The organism is Burkholderia sp. AU33423 (genome assembly GCF_002223135.1).
GTDB classification, from domain to species: Bacteria; Pseudomonadota; Gammaproteobacteria; order Burkholderiales; family Burkholderiaceae; genus Burkholderia; species Burkholderia lata_D.
In genome coordinates, this window is record NZ_NKFH01000007.1 from 1125978 (window position 1) to 1142494 (window position 16517).

Annotated in this window: 14 protein-coding genes; 9 read left to right on the forward strand and 5 right to left on the reverse strand. The window is 68.4% G+C overall.

What is annotated here, in order from left to right:
• The first annotated feature begins 89 nt into the window (after positions 1-89).
• The 3 genes from CFB50_RS23705 (at position 90) to CFB50_RS23715 (ending at position 3580) form a co-directional block, all read left to right on the forward strand.
• Positions 90-593, forward strand: a complete 504-nt coding sequence (locus CFB50_RS23705) for a (2Fe-2S)-binding protein (RefSeq protein WP_069251224.1) — start codon at positions 90-92, stop codon at positions 591-593.
• Positions 583-2997: a c-type cytochrome gene (locus CFB50_RS23710; RefSeq protein WP_069251225.1), complete on the forward strand. Its 2415-nt coding sequence runs from the start codon at positions 583-585 to the stop codon at positions 2995-2997. Before CFB50_RS23705 ends, CFB50_RS23710 begins: the two co-directional genes overlap by 11 nt.
• 250 nt (positions 2998-3247) lie before the next feature.
• Complete coding sequence (locus CFB50_RS23715) at positions 3248-3580, forward strand: hypothetical protein (RefSeq protein ID WP_069251226.1); 333 nt, start codon at positions 3248-3250, stop codon at positions 3578-3580.
• Between the two features lie 122 nt (positions 3581-3702).
• Here CFB50_RS23715 and mmsB read toward each other — a convergent pair whose 3' ends face one another.
• From mmsB to CFB50_RS23730, 3 genes are all read right to left on the reverse strand, one after another.
• On the reverse strand, positions 3703-4593 hold the full coding sequence (mmsB, locus tag CFB50_RS23720) for a 3-hydroxyisobutyrate dehydrogenase (RefSeq protein WP_069251227.1): 891 nt from the start codon (positions 4591-4593) through the stop codon (positions 3703-3705).
• A gap of 16 nt (positions 4594-4609) precedes the next feature.
• Complete coding sequence (locus CFB50_RS23725) at positions 4610-6136, reverse strand: CoA-acylating methylmalonate-semialdehyde dehydrogenase (RefSeq protein WP_039357325.1); 1527 nt, start codon at positions 6134-6136, stop codon at positions 4610-4612.
• Between the two features lie 112 nt (positions 6137-6248).
• Entirely contained in the window at positions 6249-7568 is a 1320-nt protein-coding gene (locus CFB50_RS23730) for an MFS transporter (RefSeq protein ID WP_069251228.1), read from the reverse strand.
• A gap of 159 nt (positions 7569-7727) precedes the next feature.
• Between CFB50_RS23730 and CFB50_RS23735 the strand changes: the two genes are divergently transcribed.
• Positions 7728-8687, forward strand: coding sequence for a LysR family transcriptional regulator (locus CFB50_RS23735; RefSeq protein ID WP_069251229.1), 960 nt, complete (start codon positions 7728-7730; stop codon positions 8685-8687).
• A gap of 79 nt (positions 8688-8766) precedes the next feature.
• A complete protein-coding gene (locus CFB50_RS23740) occupies positions 8767-9264 on the forward strand; it encodes an SRPBCC family protein (RefSeq protein ID WP_069251230.1) in 498 nt (165 codons plus the stop codon).
• Between the two features lie 64 nt (positions 9265-9328).
• On the opposite strand, the gene CFB50_RS23745 is transcribed toward CFB50_RS23740, so the two are convergent.
• Complete coding sequence (locus CFB50_RS23745) at positions 9329-10051, reverse strand: haloacid dehalogenase type II (RefSeq protein WP_069251231.1); 723 nt, start codon at positions 10049-10051, stop codon at positions 9329-9331.
• A gap of 397 nt (positions 10052-10448) precedes the next feature.
• Between CFB50_RS23745 and CFB50_RS23750 the strand changes: the two genes are divergently transcribed.
• The 4 genes from CFB50_RS23750 to CFB50_RS23765 all read left to right on the forward strand — a co-directional run bounded on the left by CFB50_RS23750 (position 10449) and on the right by CFB50_RS23765 (position 15477).
• On the forward strand, positions 10449-10856 hold the full coding sequence (locus CFB50_RS23750; protein ID WP_231937898.1) for a hypothetical protein: 408 nt from the start codon (positions 10449-10451) through the stop codon (positions 10854-10856).
• Between the two features lie 58 nt (positions 10857-10914).
• On the forward strand, positions 10915-12549 hold the full coding sequence (locus CFB50_RS23755) for an LVIVD repeat-containing protein (RefSeq protein ID WP_069251233.1): 1635 nt from the start codon (positions 10915-10917) through the stop codon (positions 12547-12549).
• Between the two features lie 98 nt (positions 12550-12647).
• Positions 12648-13964, forward strand: coding sequence for a DUF6765 family protein (locus CFB50_RS23760; RefSeq protein ID WP_256979225.1), 1317 nt, complete (start codon positions 12648-12650; stop codon positions 13962-13964).
• A 1-nt stretch (position 13965) separates the two neighbouring features.
• The gene (locus tag CFB50_RS23765; RefSeq protein ID WP_256979226.1) at positions 13966-15477 is read left to right on the forward strand and encodes a hypothetical protein; all 1512 of its coding nucleotides are present in this window, start codon (positions 13966-13968) and stop codon (positions 15475-15477) included.
• Here CFB50_RS23765 and CFB50_RS23770 read toward each other — a convergent pair.
• Entirely contained in the window at positions 15440-16375 is a 936-nt protein-coding gene (locus CFB50_RS23770) for an AraC family transcriptional regulator (RefSeq protein ID WP_069252894.1), read from the reverse strand. The genes CFB50_RS23765 and CFB50_RS23770 overlap by 38 nt on opposite strands.
• Positions 16376-16517 lie beyond the last annotated feature (142 nt).

A 16517-nucleotide genomic window follows, 5' to 3' on the forward strand; every position in this document is an offset into this window, starting at 1 on the left:
TATGTCAGGCGCGCGCCGGCGGGCGCACACCGGCGGCAGTGCCTGCAGCCGGTCGCCCCCGGCCCGCGCGCCGCATTCCGGATCCATTCATGTCCCATCCCGCTTCTCCGTCGCGGCCGCTGGCGTTTCGCGTGAACGGCACGCCGCATACCTTCGTCGAGGCCGCGCCCGACGCGCCGCTGCTGCTGGTCCTGCGCAACGACTGCGCGCTCAACGGCCCGAAGTACGGCTGCGGGCTCGGGCAGTGCGGCGCATGCACGGTGCTGGTCGACGGGCAGGCCACGCGTTCGTGCGTCGTGCCGGCTGCCGCCGCGAGCGGGCGCGACGTCACGACGCTGGAAGGGCTCGGGTCGCACGACGCGCCGCATCCGATCCAGCGCGCGTTCATCGACGAGCAGGCCGCGCAGTGCGGCTATTGCCTGAACGGGATGATCATGAGCACGAAGGCGCTGCTCGACCGCAATCCGTCGCCGGACGACGCGGCGATCCGCGATGCGTTGCGCTTCAATCTTTGCCGCTGCGGCACGCACCTGGAGATCATCCGGGCCGTGCATCGCGCGGCCCGCTACGTGCGAGGCGGCGATGAAGCCTGACACGGGCTTGCCCGTTGCACCGGAGCGCGTGACGGGCCCCGAGCCGCGCGATGAAGCCGGCGCCGATGCATTGCGCGCACACCGCGCGCGCTATACCTGGCCAATCGGCGACGCGCATGCAGACGCGCAGGTATCGTTCGACGTCGAAACGCGGACTGCGGCCGACGGGCGGATGACGACCTGGCGCTATCGCGCGCAGGCGGCCCCGGACGATCGTCACGCGCCGCACGATGCGAAGACCGAACGCGCGGATACCGGCCCGACCGAACCGTTCGTCTACCGGCACGCGCAGACGTCGATCGAACTCGCCGATGCCGGTCACACGATTCCCGGACACGCGCACGTGTTCGCGCGCGAATCGTTCGTCGACGAACTCGCGAGCGCGTTGCGGCGCGATCCGGTTGCGTTGCGCCTGCAGCATCTCGATGCGGCGCGGGACGCCGGGCCACGCGAGATCATCCGGATGGTCAGCGAGCGTGCGGCATGGGGCGCACCGGCCGCGGTCGACCCGGGTGCCCATGCGCGCCTGAGCGGGCGTGGCTTCGCTTTCGATGGCGCCGTGGCACCGTCCGGCAACACACCGCCGGACGCCGACGCGACAGGCGACGGCGATGCGCGCTGGTCCGCATGGGTCGTCGATCTCGACGTCGACCGCGCGACGGGCGACGTCGCGGTGCGGCGCGTCGTGGCCGGGCAGGGTGCCGGCGAACCGGGCGACGCGTCGATGGCCGGCTTGCCCGCATGGCAGATCGAGGCGGCGATTTCGCGCGTGATGGGCGCGCGCCTGTCCGCGCGGCCCGCGCACGACGAAACCGGCATGGGCGCGCAGCCGGATGCGATCGCGCATGAACTGATTGCGTTCGACGACACCGCTCATCGCGCGCACGGCGAGCTTTCTCGGCACGACGCGCGCCGGATCGAGCAGGCGGCGGCGCCCGCGGCGGCGGCGATCGCGAACGCACTGTACGACGCGACGGGCGTGCGGTTTCGCGCACCGCCGTTCGACGCCGAGCGCATTCGCGCGGCGCTCGCGCGACCGGTGCCGACCGATTCCGTGGAAGCGGGGCGCAGCGACCCGCGTCGCGCATCGCGCTGGCGCCGCTGGCTGGCAGGCGGCGGCGTGGGCGGGGTGGTCGGCGGGCTGATCGGCCTGGCCTGCGCGATCCTGCCGGGCCCCGCGTCGATCGCACCCGTTGCGCCCGGCGGCGCGGACGGCGCGATGTGGAGCGCGGCGACGCTCGCGCGCGGCCGCCTGGTTGCCCTCGCCGGCGATTGCGCGGTGTGCCACACGGCGCCCGGCGGCGCGACCAACGCGGGTGGCCTCGCACTCGATACGCCGTTCGGCACGATCTACACGACGAACCTCACGCCCGATCCGGAAACCGGCATCGGCACGTGGTCGTATCCGGCGTTCGCGCGCGCGATGCGCGAAGGCATCTCGCGCGACGGCACGCACCTGTACCCGGCATTCCCGTACACGGCGTTCGCGAAGCTGAGCGAGCCTGATCTGCTCGCGCTCTATGCATACCTGATGTCGCAGCCGCCGGTGAAGCACGTGCCGCCGAAGACGAAGCTGCCGTTTCCGCTCAACCAGCGGCGCCTCGTCGCCGGCTGGAACTGGCTGTTTCACGATGCGCGGCCGTTCGCGCCGGACCCGGCACGCTCCGCGACGTGGAATCGCGGCAAGTATCTGGTCGACGGCGCCGGGCACTGCGGCGCGTGCCATACGCCGCGCAATGCGCTGGGTGCGGAGAAGGGCGGTGTTGCGTACCTGTCGGGCGGCGAAGCGGAGGGTTGGGTCGCGCCGCCGCTCGTCGCGTCGCCGGCTTCGCCGGTGCCGTGGACCGAAGGCGCGCTGTTCGATTACCTGCGTACGGGCTTCTCCGCGCAGCATGGCGTCGCGGCCGGGCCGATGGCGCCCGTCGTCGCGGGGCTCGCGTCGCTGCCGGAGGCCGATGTCCAGGCGATCGCGCACTATCTCGCGTCGCTGTCGCCGCCCGTCGACGCAGCGGCCGCCGCCGACGCGGCCGCCCGGCAGGCGCGCGGCGCGGAAACCGTCGCGACGCTCGGCCTCGAGAACGGTCGCCGTGCGTTCGACGCCGCGTGTGCGGTCTGTCATGCGGAATCGGGCGGCGTCGGGCATTTCGGCGTACGCCCGCTGATGGGGCTCAACACGAGCGTCAGCCAGGCCGCGCCGGACAACCTGCTGCGCGTGCTGCATCACGGGATCGACCAGCCGGCCACCGGCGAACTCGGCTACATGCCGGGCTTCGGCGACGCATTCGACGACCGGCAGATGGCCGAACTCGCCGCATATATCCGCGCGCGCTACGCGCCGGGGCAGCCGGCGTGGCGGAACCTCGAGGAAGCGTCGGCAAGGATCCGGCAGGCAGCCGCGCACTGATCGGCCGCGAGGCAACGGGCTGCGGGCTGCGGGAGGCGGGCGACGGGCGACGGGCAACCGGCGATCGGGCAAAACTACCCGCTGGCGTGATCTGGCCCGGAAACGGGGCGGAAATATTGCCCCATTTTCATCATCGTTTAACCATTCGAAACAATGTGTTCACTGAAAGGGGCATGATCTCCGGCGATCGAGCAGGCATACTGTCGCCTATGTTGCTCAATGCGCGTCGAACGGCGCGCGCTTGCCCCCCATGCCTACTCCAGTTTCCTTTCGAACCTTGCGATGGTTGACCGTCGCGGCTGCTGCATGCTTGCTCGCCGCGTGTTCGACCGCTTCCGACGTGACCGCGACGTCGAACCCGAACGTCTATACGGTGACGACGCGCACGGTCGGTGTGTCGACGACGTGGGCCGATGCCCATACGAAGGCCGTCGACGAAGCCACCAACTACTGCACGCAGCGCGGCATGCGCGCGAGCATGAAGCAGGAATCGCTGACCGGCGGCAGCCGTGTCGGCGCGCGCTCCGAACTCGCGTTCGAGTGCCATCCGACCTTCGAGACGGCGTCGAACCCGCGCGGTTGAGCGGCCGGCGGCGCTGACGCGCCGTCTCTGCCGCACGTTTTCCTTCCCCCGCATGCAAAACGACCCGCGATGCCGTCCAGGCACATCGCGGGTCGGCGCACGTCCGGTGCGGGCTGCGGCGGTTACGCCGGCTGCGCCTCGTACAACTTCACGCACGCGGAGAAGTCGAGCGTGCCGAGCCCCTGCTGGCTCATCGACTGATAGAGCTGCTGCGCGAGCGCGCCCATCCACACCGGCTGGTGGGCGCTGCGTGCCGCTTCGGTCGCGAGCCCGAGATCCTTCAGCATCAGGTTCGCCGCGAACCCGCCCGCGTAGCCGCGTGCGGCCGGCGCGGTGTCGCTCACGCCCGGATACGGGTTGTACGCGTCCGAGCTCCAGCAGCGGCCGGTCGACGTATTGATGATGCCGGCCAGCACGGCCGGATCGATCCCGAGCGCCGCGCCGAGCGCCATCGCTTCCGATACGCCCATCATCGAGATCCCGAGCAGCAGGTTGTTGCAGATCTTCGCGATCTGCCCGGTGCCCGTGCCGCCGCACTGCACGACGTTTTTCCCCATGTCGAGCAGCACGGGGCGGATGCGCTCGAACAGCGCGGCGTCCGCGCCGACCATGAAGGTCAGCGTGCCGGCCTGCGCCCCGCCCGTGCCACCCGACACGGGCGCGTCGGCGAGCGGGAAGTCGCGCTGCGCGGCGGCGTCGGCCACCGCGCGAACGGTGCCCGGATCGATCGTACTGCAGTCGATCAGCGCAGCGCCGGCGCGCGCGCCGGCCAGCACGCCGTCATCGCCGAGATACACCGCGCGCACGTGCTGCGCGGCCGGCAGCATCGTGATCACGATGGCGCCGCGCGCGGCCGCCTCGCGCGGCGAGCCGGCGGCCGTCGCGCCGGCGCGCACCGCGACGTCGACCGCGTGCGCGTCGAGGTCGAACACCGTCAGCGCGTGGCCGGCTTTCAGCAGGTTGGCGGCCATCGGGCCGCCCATGTTGCCGAGTCCGATGAATGCGATTTCCATGTGCGGGCTCCCGGGGTCAGCGCAGTGCGATCGTCGTGTTCACGCCGCCGGCCGTCGCGTCGTCGTCGAACCAGCGCGCGGTGACCGTCTTCGTCTGCGTGTAGAACTGCACGACCTGCTTGCCGTACGGGCCGAGATCGCCGAGCTTCGAGCCGCGCGAGCCGGTGAAGCTGAAGTAGGGCACCGGCACCGGGATCGGGATGTTGATGCCGACCTGGCCGATGTCGATCTCGCTCTGGAACTTGCGTGCGGCCGCGCCGCTCTGCGTGAACAGGCCCACGCCGTTGCCCATCGGGTTGCGGTTGACGAGCGCGATCGCTTCATCGAGCGTGTCGGCTTCGAGCACGACCACCACCGGCCCGAAGATTTCTTCCGTGTAGATCGACATGTCGGTCGTCACGCCCGAGAAGATCGTCGGGCCGACGAAGTTGCCCTGCTCGTAGCCGGGCACCTTCACGTTGCGGCCGTCGAGTTCGAGCTTCGCGCCGGCCTTCACGCCTTCGTCGATCAGCGCGGTGATGCGCGCATGCGCGGCCTTCGACACGACCGGGCCGACATCGGTACCCGGCTCGTGGCCCGCGTTGATCTTCAGCGCCTTCGCCTTCTCGACGAGTTCGGGCAGCCAGTCGCGCGCCTTGCCGACCAGCACGACGACCGACGTCGCCATGCAGCGCTGGCCGGCCGCGCCGAAGCCCGCGCCGACGAGCGCGTTGATCGACTGTTCGCGATGTGCGTCGGGCAGCACGACCGCGTGGTTCTTCGCGCCCATCATCGACTGCACGCGCTTGCCGTGCTGGCTGCCGAGGTTGTACACGTGCGTGCCGACGCGCGTCGAGCCGACGAACGAGATCGCCTTGATGTCCGGGTGCGTGCAGAGACGGTCGACCACCGTCTTGCCGCCGTGCACGACGTTCAGCACGCCCTGCGGCACGCCGGCCTCGATCGCGAGTTCGACGAGCTGCATCGTCGACAGCGGGTCCTGCTCCGACGGCTTCAGCACGAACGTGTTGCCGCACACGATCGCCATCGGGAACATCCACAGCGGGATCATGCCGGGGAAGTTGAACGGCGTGATGCCTGCGCACACGCCGATCGGCTGGCGCAGCGTGTAGGTATCGACGCCGCCCGCGACGTTCTCCGCGAATTCGCCTTGCTGCAGCGTGCCGATCGAGCACGCGTGCTCGACCACTTCGAGGCCGCGGAAGATGTCGCCCTGTGCGTCGGGCAGCGTCTTGCCTTGCTCGGCCGTCAGCGTGTGCGCGATCCGTTCGAGATTGCGGCGCACGAGATCCTGGAATTTCAGCATGATGCGCAGCCGCGCGCCGATCGGCGTCGTCTTCCAGGTCTGGAACGCGCGCTGCGCGGACGCGATCGCGGCGTCGACCTCGTCGAGCGTCGCAAACGGCACGCGGCCGATCACTTCCTGCGTCGCCGGGTTGACGATGTCGCCCCATTCGGCGCTTTGCGATTCGACGAACGCGCCGTCGATCAGCAGCTTGGCGGTGGGCAGGGCGAGGGTGGTCTGGGGAACTGCGGCGTTCATGGATGTCTCCGTAAAGCGGTGTGACGATGAAAAGGGTGTCTGCTTCCGCCGCGCGTGCATGCGCGGCGGGCAGCAGGCTGAACTGAAATCGATCGAATGCCGGCCGGCGTGCTCACGCGCGTGCCGGTCGCATCAACGCGGTACACATGAGCGCGAACACGCCGAAGCCGACGAGGTACGCGATCACGTAATGCGGCTGGCCGCCGCCGGCCTTGAGCAGCGACGTCGCGATCATCGGCGCGAAGCCGCCGCCGATCACGCCGGCGAGCTGCACCGACAGCGAGATGCCGCTGTAGCGGATTTCCGCGGGGAACTGCTGCGCGAACAGCAGCGATTCCGGCGCATAGAGGATCGGGAACACGACGCCGAGGCCGAGCACGATCGCCCACCACGCGTACGACGTCTGCTGCGTGCCGAGCATCATGAAGAACGGCGCGGCGAACGCGCACATCAGCACGAGGCCGATCGCGAACATCCGGCGCTGGCCGATGCGGTCGCTCAGGTGGCCGCACAGCGGCATCGTGACGAGCGACAGCGCCGCGCCGGCCGTGATCGCGTGCAGCATCTCGGCCTTCGGCAGATGCAGCTGCTGCGTCGCGTAGGCGAGCGCGAACGTGACGACCATGTAGAACCAGGTGTTCTCGGCGGCACGCGCGCCGACGATCGTCAGCACCTCGCGCGGATGGCGGCGCAGCGCGGCCGTCACCGGCGATTTCTCGGCCTTGCCCTGGCGCTGCATCTTCTCGAAGTCGGGCGACTCGGGCACCTTCGCGCGGATGAACCAGCCGAGGCCGACGAGCGCGATGCTCGCGAGGAACGGCACGCGCCAGCCCCACGACAGCATGTCGGCTTCCGGCAGCGCGGCCACCGCGGCCATCGCGACCGACGACAGGATCAGGCCGAGCCCGACGCCCGTCTGCGGCAGGCTGCCGAACAGCCCCTTGCGGCCCTTCGGCGCGTGCTCGACGGCCATCAGCACCGCGCCGCCCCATTCGCCGCCGACGGCCATCCCCTGCAGGAAGCGCATCGCGATCAGCAGCGCGGCGGCCCAGTAGCCGATGCTGTCGTACGACGGGATCAGCCCGATGATCATGCTCGGCACGCCCATCAGCAGCAGCGTGATCATCAGCATCGACTTGCGGCCGATGCGGTCGCCGAAGTGGCCGAACACGATGCCGCCCATCGGCCGGCCGATGAAGCCGACCGCGAACGTGCCGAACGCGGCGAGCGTGCCGACGACCGGGTCCAGCGACGGGAAGAAGATGCGGTTGAAGACAAGGGCGGCGGCCGTGCCGTAGAGGAAGAAGTCGTACCACTCGATCGTGGTGCCGGCCATGCTGGCCCAGCCGGCCAGCAGGTAGTGCTTCGCGGTGCGCTCGGGCGCCGGCGCCGCGATGGTCGCATGCTCATCGAGGGTGGATCGGGTCTGCATGGTGTCTCCGGTTTTATTGCCCGCGGCTCATGGTCCGCAGGTCACGGTCGAGTATAGTTATGCGCAGATTCATGATGTACCGATAAAGAAACCGGTTGGATGTGCATTTATGCATATCGACGGCCGGCCCGGAGACTCCAGCCCCCTTTTTCCCCGTCGATGCGAACTGCCACCGAGCCGGTTTCCGGCAACCTGAACTGGGACGACCTGCGCTTTTTCCTCGAAGTCGCGCGCACGCAGCGCGCGAGCGGCGCCGCGAAGCGGCTGGGCGTCGACTACACGACCGTCGCGCGGCGCATTCGCGCGCTCGAGGCCGCGATGGGCACGCTGCTGTTCGACAAGTCGCGTTCCGGCGGCTTTACGCTGACGGCCGAAGGGCAGCGGCTCGTCGCGTATGCGGACGCGATGGAGACGACCGTGCAGTCCGCGTGCGACCAGGTCGCGAATACGGGCGAGGCGCTGTCGGGCCATGTGCGGATCGGGTCGACGGAAGGGTTCGGCTGCTTTTTTCTCGCGCCGCAGCTCGCGCAGTTTCGCGCCGAGCATCCGCACGTGACGGTCGACCTGCTGCCGGTGCCGCATTTCGTCAACCTGCCCAAGCGCGAGGCGGACCTGGCGATCACGCTCGAGCGGCCCGAGCGCGGGCCTTACGTGGTCACCAAGCTGTGCGACTACCAGCTGCGGCTCTATGCGACGCGCGACTATCTCGCGAACCATGATCCGATCACCTGCACGGACGATCTCGCGCAGCACGCGTTCATCAGCTATGTCGACGATCTCGCGTTCAGCAACGAGCTGCTGTACCTGGACCGCGCGGTGCCGGGCGCGACGGCCGGGCTGCGCACGACGAGCGTGATCGCGCAGTATTTCGCGGCGCTGCAGGGCGGCGGGCTGGCGATCCTGCCGTGTTTCATGGCGGCCACGCAGCCGGCGCTGGTGCCGGTGTTGCAGGACGACGTGGTCGTTACGCGATGCTTCTGGCTGACGTGCCGCGAGGATCTGCGCAAGCTGCGGCGCGTGACCGCGCTGTGGGATTACCTGCGCGCGGCAGCGGACGCGAATCGCGCGCTGCTGTCGGGGGAGTCGGGGAGGCTGAGGTTCGTCGGCGAGCCGGAATAGCGGCGCGAGCGTGGCGGTTGCAGGGGCGGCGGAGCCGTTGTGCCATCATGGCCGCACCGACAGCCGCCAGGAGACGGTCGTGGAAATTCACTCGCAGTGGACGTTCGATTGCCGGCCCGAGCATGTCTGGCCGCATTTCCTCCATGCCCGGATGGACGACACGCGGCCGTTGCTGTTCCGCCTCGGCGTGCCGAAGCCGGTCAGTTGCCGCGTGCTGGAAGGCGTGCCGGCCGTCGGCAACACGCGGCAGTGCACGACCGATCGCGGCACGATCGACCAGCGGATTCTCGTGCTCGACGAGCCTCGCCGGCTGCGTTACCGGATGGTGGCGTCGACGGTGTGGTGCCGCGACTGGGTCGGGCTGCTCGAGGACGAATTCACGCTGACGCCGATCGAGGGCGGCAGGACGCGCGTTGAACGGCGTACCGTGTTCCAGGCGCGCGGCTTCTTCAAGCCGGTTCGGCAGATCGGGTTGTGGCTCGCGTTGCAGCAGGCGCACCGATATGCGGCCCGCAACTGGCGGCGCCTCGCGATGGCGGCGCAGGGGCAGGCGGCCGAGATGGCGCCGGCGCGCTAGGCCTTGGGCGCGGGCGCTCGACGAGCCGCCGGCCACTCCGCGATCGCGCACCGGAACCCGGTTTTCAACCCGGGCACTCGAGCCGGTCCGCGAGTTCGTTCAGATCCCTGACGTCGAAGTCCCATGCATCGTCGGCTTTCAGATCGGTCGTCTGGCCGGGCCCGTGTTCGGTCGGCCGCAGCACGAACGCGGTCGACAGCCCCTGCCGGCGTGCGGCCGCAAGATCGCCGTTGTGCGCGGCGACCAGGCACAGCTCGGCCGGCTCGACGCCGAGAATCTCGACCGTATCGCTATAGACCTGCGGCGACGGCTTGTACGCGCGGACCACCTCCGCACCGAGAATCGCATCCCACGGCAGCCCAGCGCGTTTCGCGACGTCGACCATCAGCCGGATGTTGCCGTTCGACAGCGGCGCGATGATGAAGCGTCGCTTCAGCCGTTGCAGCGCCGCGACGGCGTCGGGCCACGGGTCGAGGCTGTGCCACGCGAGGTTGAGCGCGTCGATGTCGGCGTCGGGCACGTCGTCGATCCCGTAGCGGTCGAGCGTGCGCACCAGGTTCTCGCGGTGCAGGACGTCGAGGCGCACGTAGCGGCGGCGTCCGCTGCGGATTTCTTCCATCGACGGCGAATATTCGGCCCGCCATGCATCGGCGAATTCGAGCGGGTCGAGCGCGGGGGCGTAGCGGTCGAGGAACGCGGCGGCGCCGCGTGCAACGCCGCTTCTCCAGTCGACGATCGTTCCGAAGACATCGAAAACGAGCGCCTTGATTTCGGCAGGGTTCGTCATGGTGATCCCGTGAGAGTCGATCGATGAGGTGGCGAATCGCCGTGCCGCCCGACTGCGCGACGCCGGTTCGTTCGACATTGAATCACGGATATGCAAAGGCGGTTGGGACGGTCGCCATGTCGAACGGCCCGGCCGCGTGGCGCGTGAACTGTCCCTTGGACATCGGCGCCCCGCGAGATTCGCGGGTGACGCATCCGGAATCCTTCGCGCACCCCCCGTCTCGCTGCCCCGGCTCGGGTTACTCCGGACGCAATTTTCCGACAACCCGCAATAAGCAGATATCGCCGCATCGGACCGCTCTCTACCATTCGTCGAACGGCTGAGCGCCGCGCGGATGGCCGGCCTGCGGGCACGAAGCGTCGGCGCGGCGTGAGAGCCGATGAAACGGAGCGCCGACATGGAGGAGAGGAATCTGCGACCGCGGCGTCGACTCGTCGCGTTGATCGCGACCGTGTCGGCGCTGGTGTTCGCCTACGGTGTGGCACGACATCTGTCGCACGCGTCGACTAGACCATCGGATCAACAGGTTTTTTCCGTCGACGTCGATCGGGACAAGGCACCCTGGGAGCGATCCGTGATCGCGATTCGCGAAGGCACGCCGGCGCATATCCGCGTGCATGCGCGAGCGGCGGGTGTGCTGATGGCGCATGAAATCCCGGGTGCGCTTGCGGCATGCACGTCCGGAACCGATCAGTCGATGGACATTCTCCCCGTCGGGATCACCGGGCGCTTTTCGCTGCACTTTCACAGTCGGACCGGCGAGCAGATCGAAGTGGCTGTCATCGAGATATATCCGGATAACTAACGATAAAGACGGAACGCAACGAAATTCGAAACGAAGTTCGAAACAGGAGGAGACAAAGATGCACGCACTGAATCGCCTGGCGATCACGCTATCGCTCGGCACACTCATGCTCGCCGGCTGCGGCGGAGACGACAACGTCACGACGAGCGCGACGCCCGCCGTATCGGTGGCCGACTACGTCGTGCCGCGCGTGCCCGGCTGCAGCCCCGGCGATACGCCCGAGACGGCGCTGCAAGGGCAGGTGCCCGCCGCGCTGCGCCAGTCCGGGTTCGGCGGCTTCAACTGCAACCTGAAGCGCGTCAGCCAGGTGCAGGGCGAGGGCGCGTCGTGGTCGGCGGCGACATACACCGACCGGCAGGGCAAGACCTGCTTCTACCATGCGACGATGGGCGCCACACCGGCCTTCAACTACCCCGATGCACCGCCGCGCGTGAACCCGGGCGTGCCGGTGATCGACATCACCGACCCGGCCAAGCCGGTGCGGGTGAGTTCGCTGACGTCTACGGCGATGATCGACCCGTGGGAATCGCTGCGCGTGAACGTCGCGCGCGGGATTCTCGCCGCCGATAACGGGCTCGGCGGCGGCGCCGGCCCCGAAGTCGACCTGTACGACGTGGCGACCGACTGCACGCGCCCGCAACTGCTCGCGAGCGTACCCATTGGCACGGGCGCCGACGGCGGCATTCTCCCGAGTGTCAAGCCGATGGGCCATGAAGGCGGTTTTTCGCCGGACGGCTTCACGTATTACATCGGCGGTGCCTATTCGAAGTCGTACTACGCGGTCGACGTGACGATCCCGATGCGGCCGAAGCTGATCTCGGCGATCACGATGGCCGACCTGGGCTTCGGGGCGGTTCCGCACGGGCTGTCGGTGAGCCGGGACGGCAACCGCGCATACTTCATCGGCCTCGGCAACACGGGCGCGGCGGCCGGCGCGGGCGCACCGCCGCTGGACAACGCGAACTCGAACGGCGACAACGGGTTCTTCGTCATCGACACCAGCGAAGTGCAGAGCCGTCGTCCCAATGCGCAGATGCACCGGATCGCGACGGTGCCGGTGCGCGACGGCAGTGCGGGGCAGCACACGATTCCGTTCATCGTGGGCGGCAAGCCTTATCTGGTCGAAGTGGATGAAGGCGGGTCCGGCGGCCTCCAGGACCCGGGCGCGGCGGGCGTGAAGGCCGCGTGCAATGCCGGGATGACGCCGTTCCCGCTGGGCCATATCTACGACATGTCGAACGAAGCGGCGCCCAAGCTCGTGTCCGAGCTGCGGCTCGAAACCCACGCAGTGCAGAACTGCAGCAAGGTGATGCCCGACATTCTCGGCCTTTCCACCTTCACGTACGGGTCGCATTACTGCAGCGTCGACAACCGGGAGAACGCCACGGCGCTCGCGTGCAGCTACTTCAACTCCGGTGTGCGCGTGTTCGACATTCGCGATCCGGCGAAGCCCAAGGAAATTGCGTACTACAACCCGCCTTCTGCGAAGTCGCCCGGCGCCGGTTCCGGCCATCTGATGTTCGGCCAGTACCGCCCGGGCGGCCCGGACTGGTGTGCGTCGCGTCTCGATTTCGACTTCGACCGCCATCTGCTGACCACCGCCTGCCAGGACAACGGCCTGCTCGTGCTGTCGTTCGAGAACGGTGCGTGGCCGTTTCCTGAAAGCACGAAAGCGACGGAGATCGGCAATTGATGCGCAGCAGACAGGTCGATCGCGGGGCGTCGTGTGAGAGGGCCGCCACCGGCGGGGCCGGCGCGCGAGGTCGCGCCCGGCGCCGTCCGGGCGTGGCCGTGCTGGCCTTGCTGGCGGCGCTCGCGATGCCGCTGACGTGCTCGGGGTTCGAAGCGGATGTGCACTTCGGCCTCACGTTCTGGCTCGCGCGGCAGGCGGGGTTCGCGCCCGGCGAAGCCGACGCGATTGCGCTCGCCGACCAGCGGCTGGATGCCGGCTCGATCGAATACATGACGTCGCCGCTGCAGTTCGCTTGCCTGTCGCGCTTCGCGCCCGATGCGCGGGATACCCAGGCGGCGCACTATCCGGGCGAGACGCGGGTGCCGGCCGCCGCGGCAGCCCGGGCCGTGGTGCCGGATGGCCCGGCCTCACGCGCATGGGTCGATGCCGCGCTGCGGCGTGCGGAAGGGCACAACGCGGGCTTCATGCTGGGCGAGTTCGGCCGGGCGCTGCATGCGCTGCAGGATGCGTGGGCGCATCAAGGCACGCCGTCCGTACCCGACTGGCGTCGCTACGGGATCGAATGCGACACCGGTCTGGCGATGGCCGCGCCGGTCGAGCGCGGTGGTCCGGCCGGCCACGCCGCCGAGATGACCTGGCGTTGGCCCGTCGATACGGAGGCGATGGCGAAGTCGACGTATCTCCAGATGATTCGTTATCCGAAGATCGACGGCGCGTCGAGAAATGTGCTGCCGTGGGAGCACATCCGGCCGAGGCTCGCCGGTTTCATCGACGCGCGAACCAAGCATGCGAAAGCAGGCTGGTTCGTCGCGAATGGCGTGAAGGACACGTCGTTTCTCGACGGCACGAGCCTGCCTGACGGGCCCGCATGGCAGGCGGTCCGCTGGCACGGCCGGCGCGACGTGCCGAAGCCGGCCTCGCCGCGCGCGCAACCCGGCGTCGACACGGGGCTCGCCGATTTCTACGCGCGCTTCTTCAGCGACTGGGTCACGACGTCGCCGGTGGACAGGCGCTGGCTGCCCGCTCTGGCTGCCGGCCGCGCCGGCAAGCCCGACGGCGCGCTGGTCGAGCAATTGACCGGCTGGCGCTTGCGGGATCACGGTGCCTATCTCGCCATCGGAACCCCGTCGCAGCCGACGGCAAGCGCGAGCGCGATCTTGCGCGATCGCGCGTCGTTCGCGGTCTTCAAGTCGTTGAACGATGCGGTATTGCCGCTCATCGTGGAGGGCGACAAGCCATCGCCGATCCTGCCGTTCCTGGTGTTTCCACTGCCCGATTCGGCAGACGGCAACAAGCGCGCCGTCGCGTTGATCAAGCTGCTCGATGCGCCGTACGACACGATCGGCGTGGTATCGGAGCAGGGAAGCGGGGCCGGCTGGAAGGTCACGGGACTGATTGCGTCATCCGATTACTGACATGCACGACGACTTCGAATCCGGTGCGACCCACCTGGCCAGCCTCCACGTACCGCGCCGTAACGCGCGGCGGGTCGCAGGGGCTGCGGCGCTCGTCGGCTGCGCGCCGACCTGTGCCGATGCACATGCGTGGAATATTCCCTACTACCTGCCGGTGCCGTTGTGGCTCTATGCGTACGCGGCGACCGGCACGCTCGTGGTGTCCTTCATGATCCTGGCGTTCGCATCGGGCTCGGGCGCGCGTGTGCCGGGCACGCGCGCGCCGGCGATCCGATGGCGGCGGGCATGGCGGATACCGGACGTGGTACTCGCCGCGGGGCAGGCCGCCAGCCTGGGCTTCGTCGTCCTGCTGATCGTATCGGGCCTCTTCGGCACGCAGAACCCGTTCGTCAACCTCGGCATGTCGGGATTCTGGCTCTGGTTCTACCTGGGGTCGATCTATGTCAGTGCGGTGTTCGGCGACCTCTATGCGTTCACGAATCCGTTCGCATTGATGTTGTGGATCGCGGCGCGCTGCGTCCCGGCAATCGACAGGGGCCGGTATCGCTATCCGCGTGGCCTCGCATCGTATCCCGCGCTGTTCGCGTATGTCGCCTTGATCGCGCTGGAGCTGTTCGGCGCGGCAAGGCCGCGAGACGCCAGCCTGTTTCTTGCCGGCTACGCAATCTACGCACTGGTCGGATCATTCTGTTTCGGCCGCGACATATGGCTCAGGCATCTCGATGCATTCGGCATCCTGTGCGGATTGTGCGCACGACTGTCGCCATTCGAATGGCGTCGCGGGGCGGCGCGAGAAATCGACGTCAGGCTGAGGAATCCGGTCGCCGCGATGGCGTCGGAGCCGCCGTTCGACACCAGCATCGTGCTCTTCCTGTTGTTCATGCTGTCGTCGACGGCCTACGACGGCCTGCGCGATACGGCCGTGTGGAACACCTTCTTCTGGCGCGGCATCTATCCGCTGATCGTCGCGGTGTTTCCGGCGCTGAAAAACGACTACGCGATAGCGGGAGACCTCGTGCTTGCCGGGCAGTGGGCCACCTTTGCCGCGGTCGGGCTGGCCTACCATGGACTGTTCCGGGGCTTCTGCACACTCGGCGCGGCGGGGTCGCGTTCGGGGCTGGATGGCGGCGCGTTTGCGCGGCAGTTCTGCCTGTTGCTGTTGCCGATCGCGCTGTTCTACAACGTGTGCCACTACTTCACGCTGTTCATCGATCAGGGGCGGCAGATCGTTTCACTGCTGTCCGATCCGCTCGGCATCGGCTGGAACCTGCTGTCGATCGAACCGGCGCAGGTCGCGCCCACCGCGCTGCTGATCAACGTCGGCTACATCTGGCATGCGCAGGTCCTGCTGATTCTCGCCGGGCATGTGCTGAGCGTGGTCGTCACGCACACGATCGCCGTCCGTCATCGCGTGCTGGCCGGCACCGTGGTGCTCAACCAGTTGCCGTTGCTGGTGCTGACGATCGCGCTGACGATCAGCGGCCTGTGGATCCTGTCACTGCCGCTCGCGTGACGTTCGCGGCACGCGGCTTGAGCCCGGACGGCGAGAACCCCCACCGTTTGCGGAACGTTGCGGAGAAGTGGCTGGTGGTCGAAAAGCCGCACGCGAGCGCGGCCTCGGTCACATCGCATCGACCGCGTTCGATCAGATCGCGGGCGGCTTGCAGCCGGGTTTCGACGATGTACTGATGTGGCGTCAGCCCGTTGGCTTTCTTGAAGTTCCGGATGAACGAATACAGGTCGCCGGGGTAGTCGACCGCTTCGGCGAGCGTCACCAGCGTCAGCGGATCGCGGAAATTGTCGCGGATATACTCGACGGCTCGTCGCATGCCCTGTGCATGCGTGTACTCGCGGGCCTTGCGCGTCGACTCGAGATACGACATGCGGCCGAGCGCGGCCGCGCCCAGGGTTTCGACGTAGGTCGGCCCCGACGGCATCCCCGCGACCGCATCTTCATGGATGCTCCGGATGATCTGCACGAGCAGATCGTCGCTCACGTCGAAGCGGGGCACGGCCGGCACGGTCGGTGTGCTGGCCAGCAGGCCGGAGCGCGACAGCCAGGCCACGTCGAAGTGGACGGCGAGCCACTCGATGTCGTTCGACCACCGGCTGGAACACGCGAAGCCGGGCGGTACGTAGGTCAACGGCGTGCGCATCGTGTGCGCGGCCCAGCCGTTGCCGTCGGTGCGCATTTCGAGCCCGGTCGGCGCGCGCAAGTGCAGCGTGAAGACCGGCTCGGTCGTCTCGAGATCGATCAGCTCCGACGCATCCGCGATGTAGTGATCGATCGCGACGACACCGCGCGACGGCGTCGCAAGCTGCCGTTTCCAGCTCGCGGGCGGTTGCCAGTTCGACCGGCACCCGTCGGGATGTTTCGCACACACATAGCTCAATGCTGGCCGGTTCTGCATGCCGTTTCCCTTCATGTAGCCTGGACCCGGGCGAAGCGCGCGCTCGCCGCGATGATCCGCCTTGGAGAATCAGCACACTGTAGGGCGTCATGCTTACTCGATGCTTACCTGTCCCGGACGACGATGAAAAGGGAAGCCCCGC

Bases quoted from the DNA above. Each gene is read 5' to 3' on its own strand.
- CFB50_RS23705 (WP_069251224.1), top strand. From the start codon at position 90: ATGTCCCATCCCGCTTCTCCGTCGCGGCCGCTGGCGTTTCGCGTGAAC.
- CFB50_RS23710 (WP_069251225.1), top strand. From the start codon at position 583: ATGAAGCCTGACACGGGCTTGCCCGTTGCACCGGAGCGCGTGACGGGC.
- CFB50_RS23715 (WP_069251226.1), top strand. From the start codon at position 3,248: ATGCCTACTCCAGTTTCCTTTCGAACCTTGCGATGGTTGACCGTCGCG.
- mmsB (WP_069251227.1), bottom strand. From the start codon at position 4,593: ATGGAAATCGCATTCATCGGACTCGGCAACATGGGCGGCCCGATGGCC.
- CFB50_RS23725 (WP_039357325.1), bottom strand. From the start codon at position 6,136: ATGAACGCCGCAGTTCCCCAGACCACCCTCGCCCTGCCCACCGCCAAG.
- CFB50_RS23730 (WP_069251228.1), bottom strand. From the start codon at position 7,568: ATGCAGACCCGATCCACCCTCGATGAGCATGCGACCATCGCGGCGCCG.
- CFB50_RS23735 (WP_069251229.1), top strand. From the start codon at position 7,728: ATGCGAACTGCCACCGAGCCGGTTTCCGGCAACCTGAACTGGGACGAC.
- CFB50_RS23745 (WP_069251231.1), bottom strand. From the start codon at position 10,051: ATGACGAACCCTGCCGAAATCAAGGCGCTCGTTTTCGATGTCTTCGGA.
- CFB50_RS23750 (WP_231937898.1), top strand. From the start codon at position 10,449: ATGGAGGAGAGGAATCTGCGACCGCGGCGTCGACTCGTCGCGTTGATC.
- CFB50_RS23755 (WP_069251233.1), top strand. From the start codon at position 10,915: ATGCACGCACTGAATCGCCTGGCGATCACGCTATCGCTCGGCACACTC.
- CFB50_RS23765 (WP_256979226.1), top strand. From the start codon at position 13,966: ATGCACGACGACTTCGAATCCGGTGCGACCCACCTGGCCAGCCTCCAC.
- CFB50_RS23770 (WP_069252894.1), bottom strand. From the start codon at position 16,375: ATGCAGAACCGGCCAGCATTGAGCTATGTGTGTGCGAAACATCCCGAC.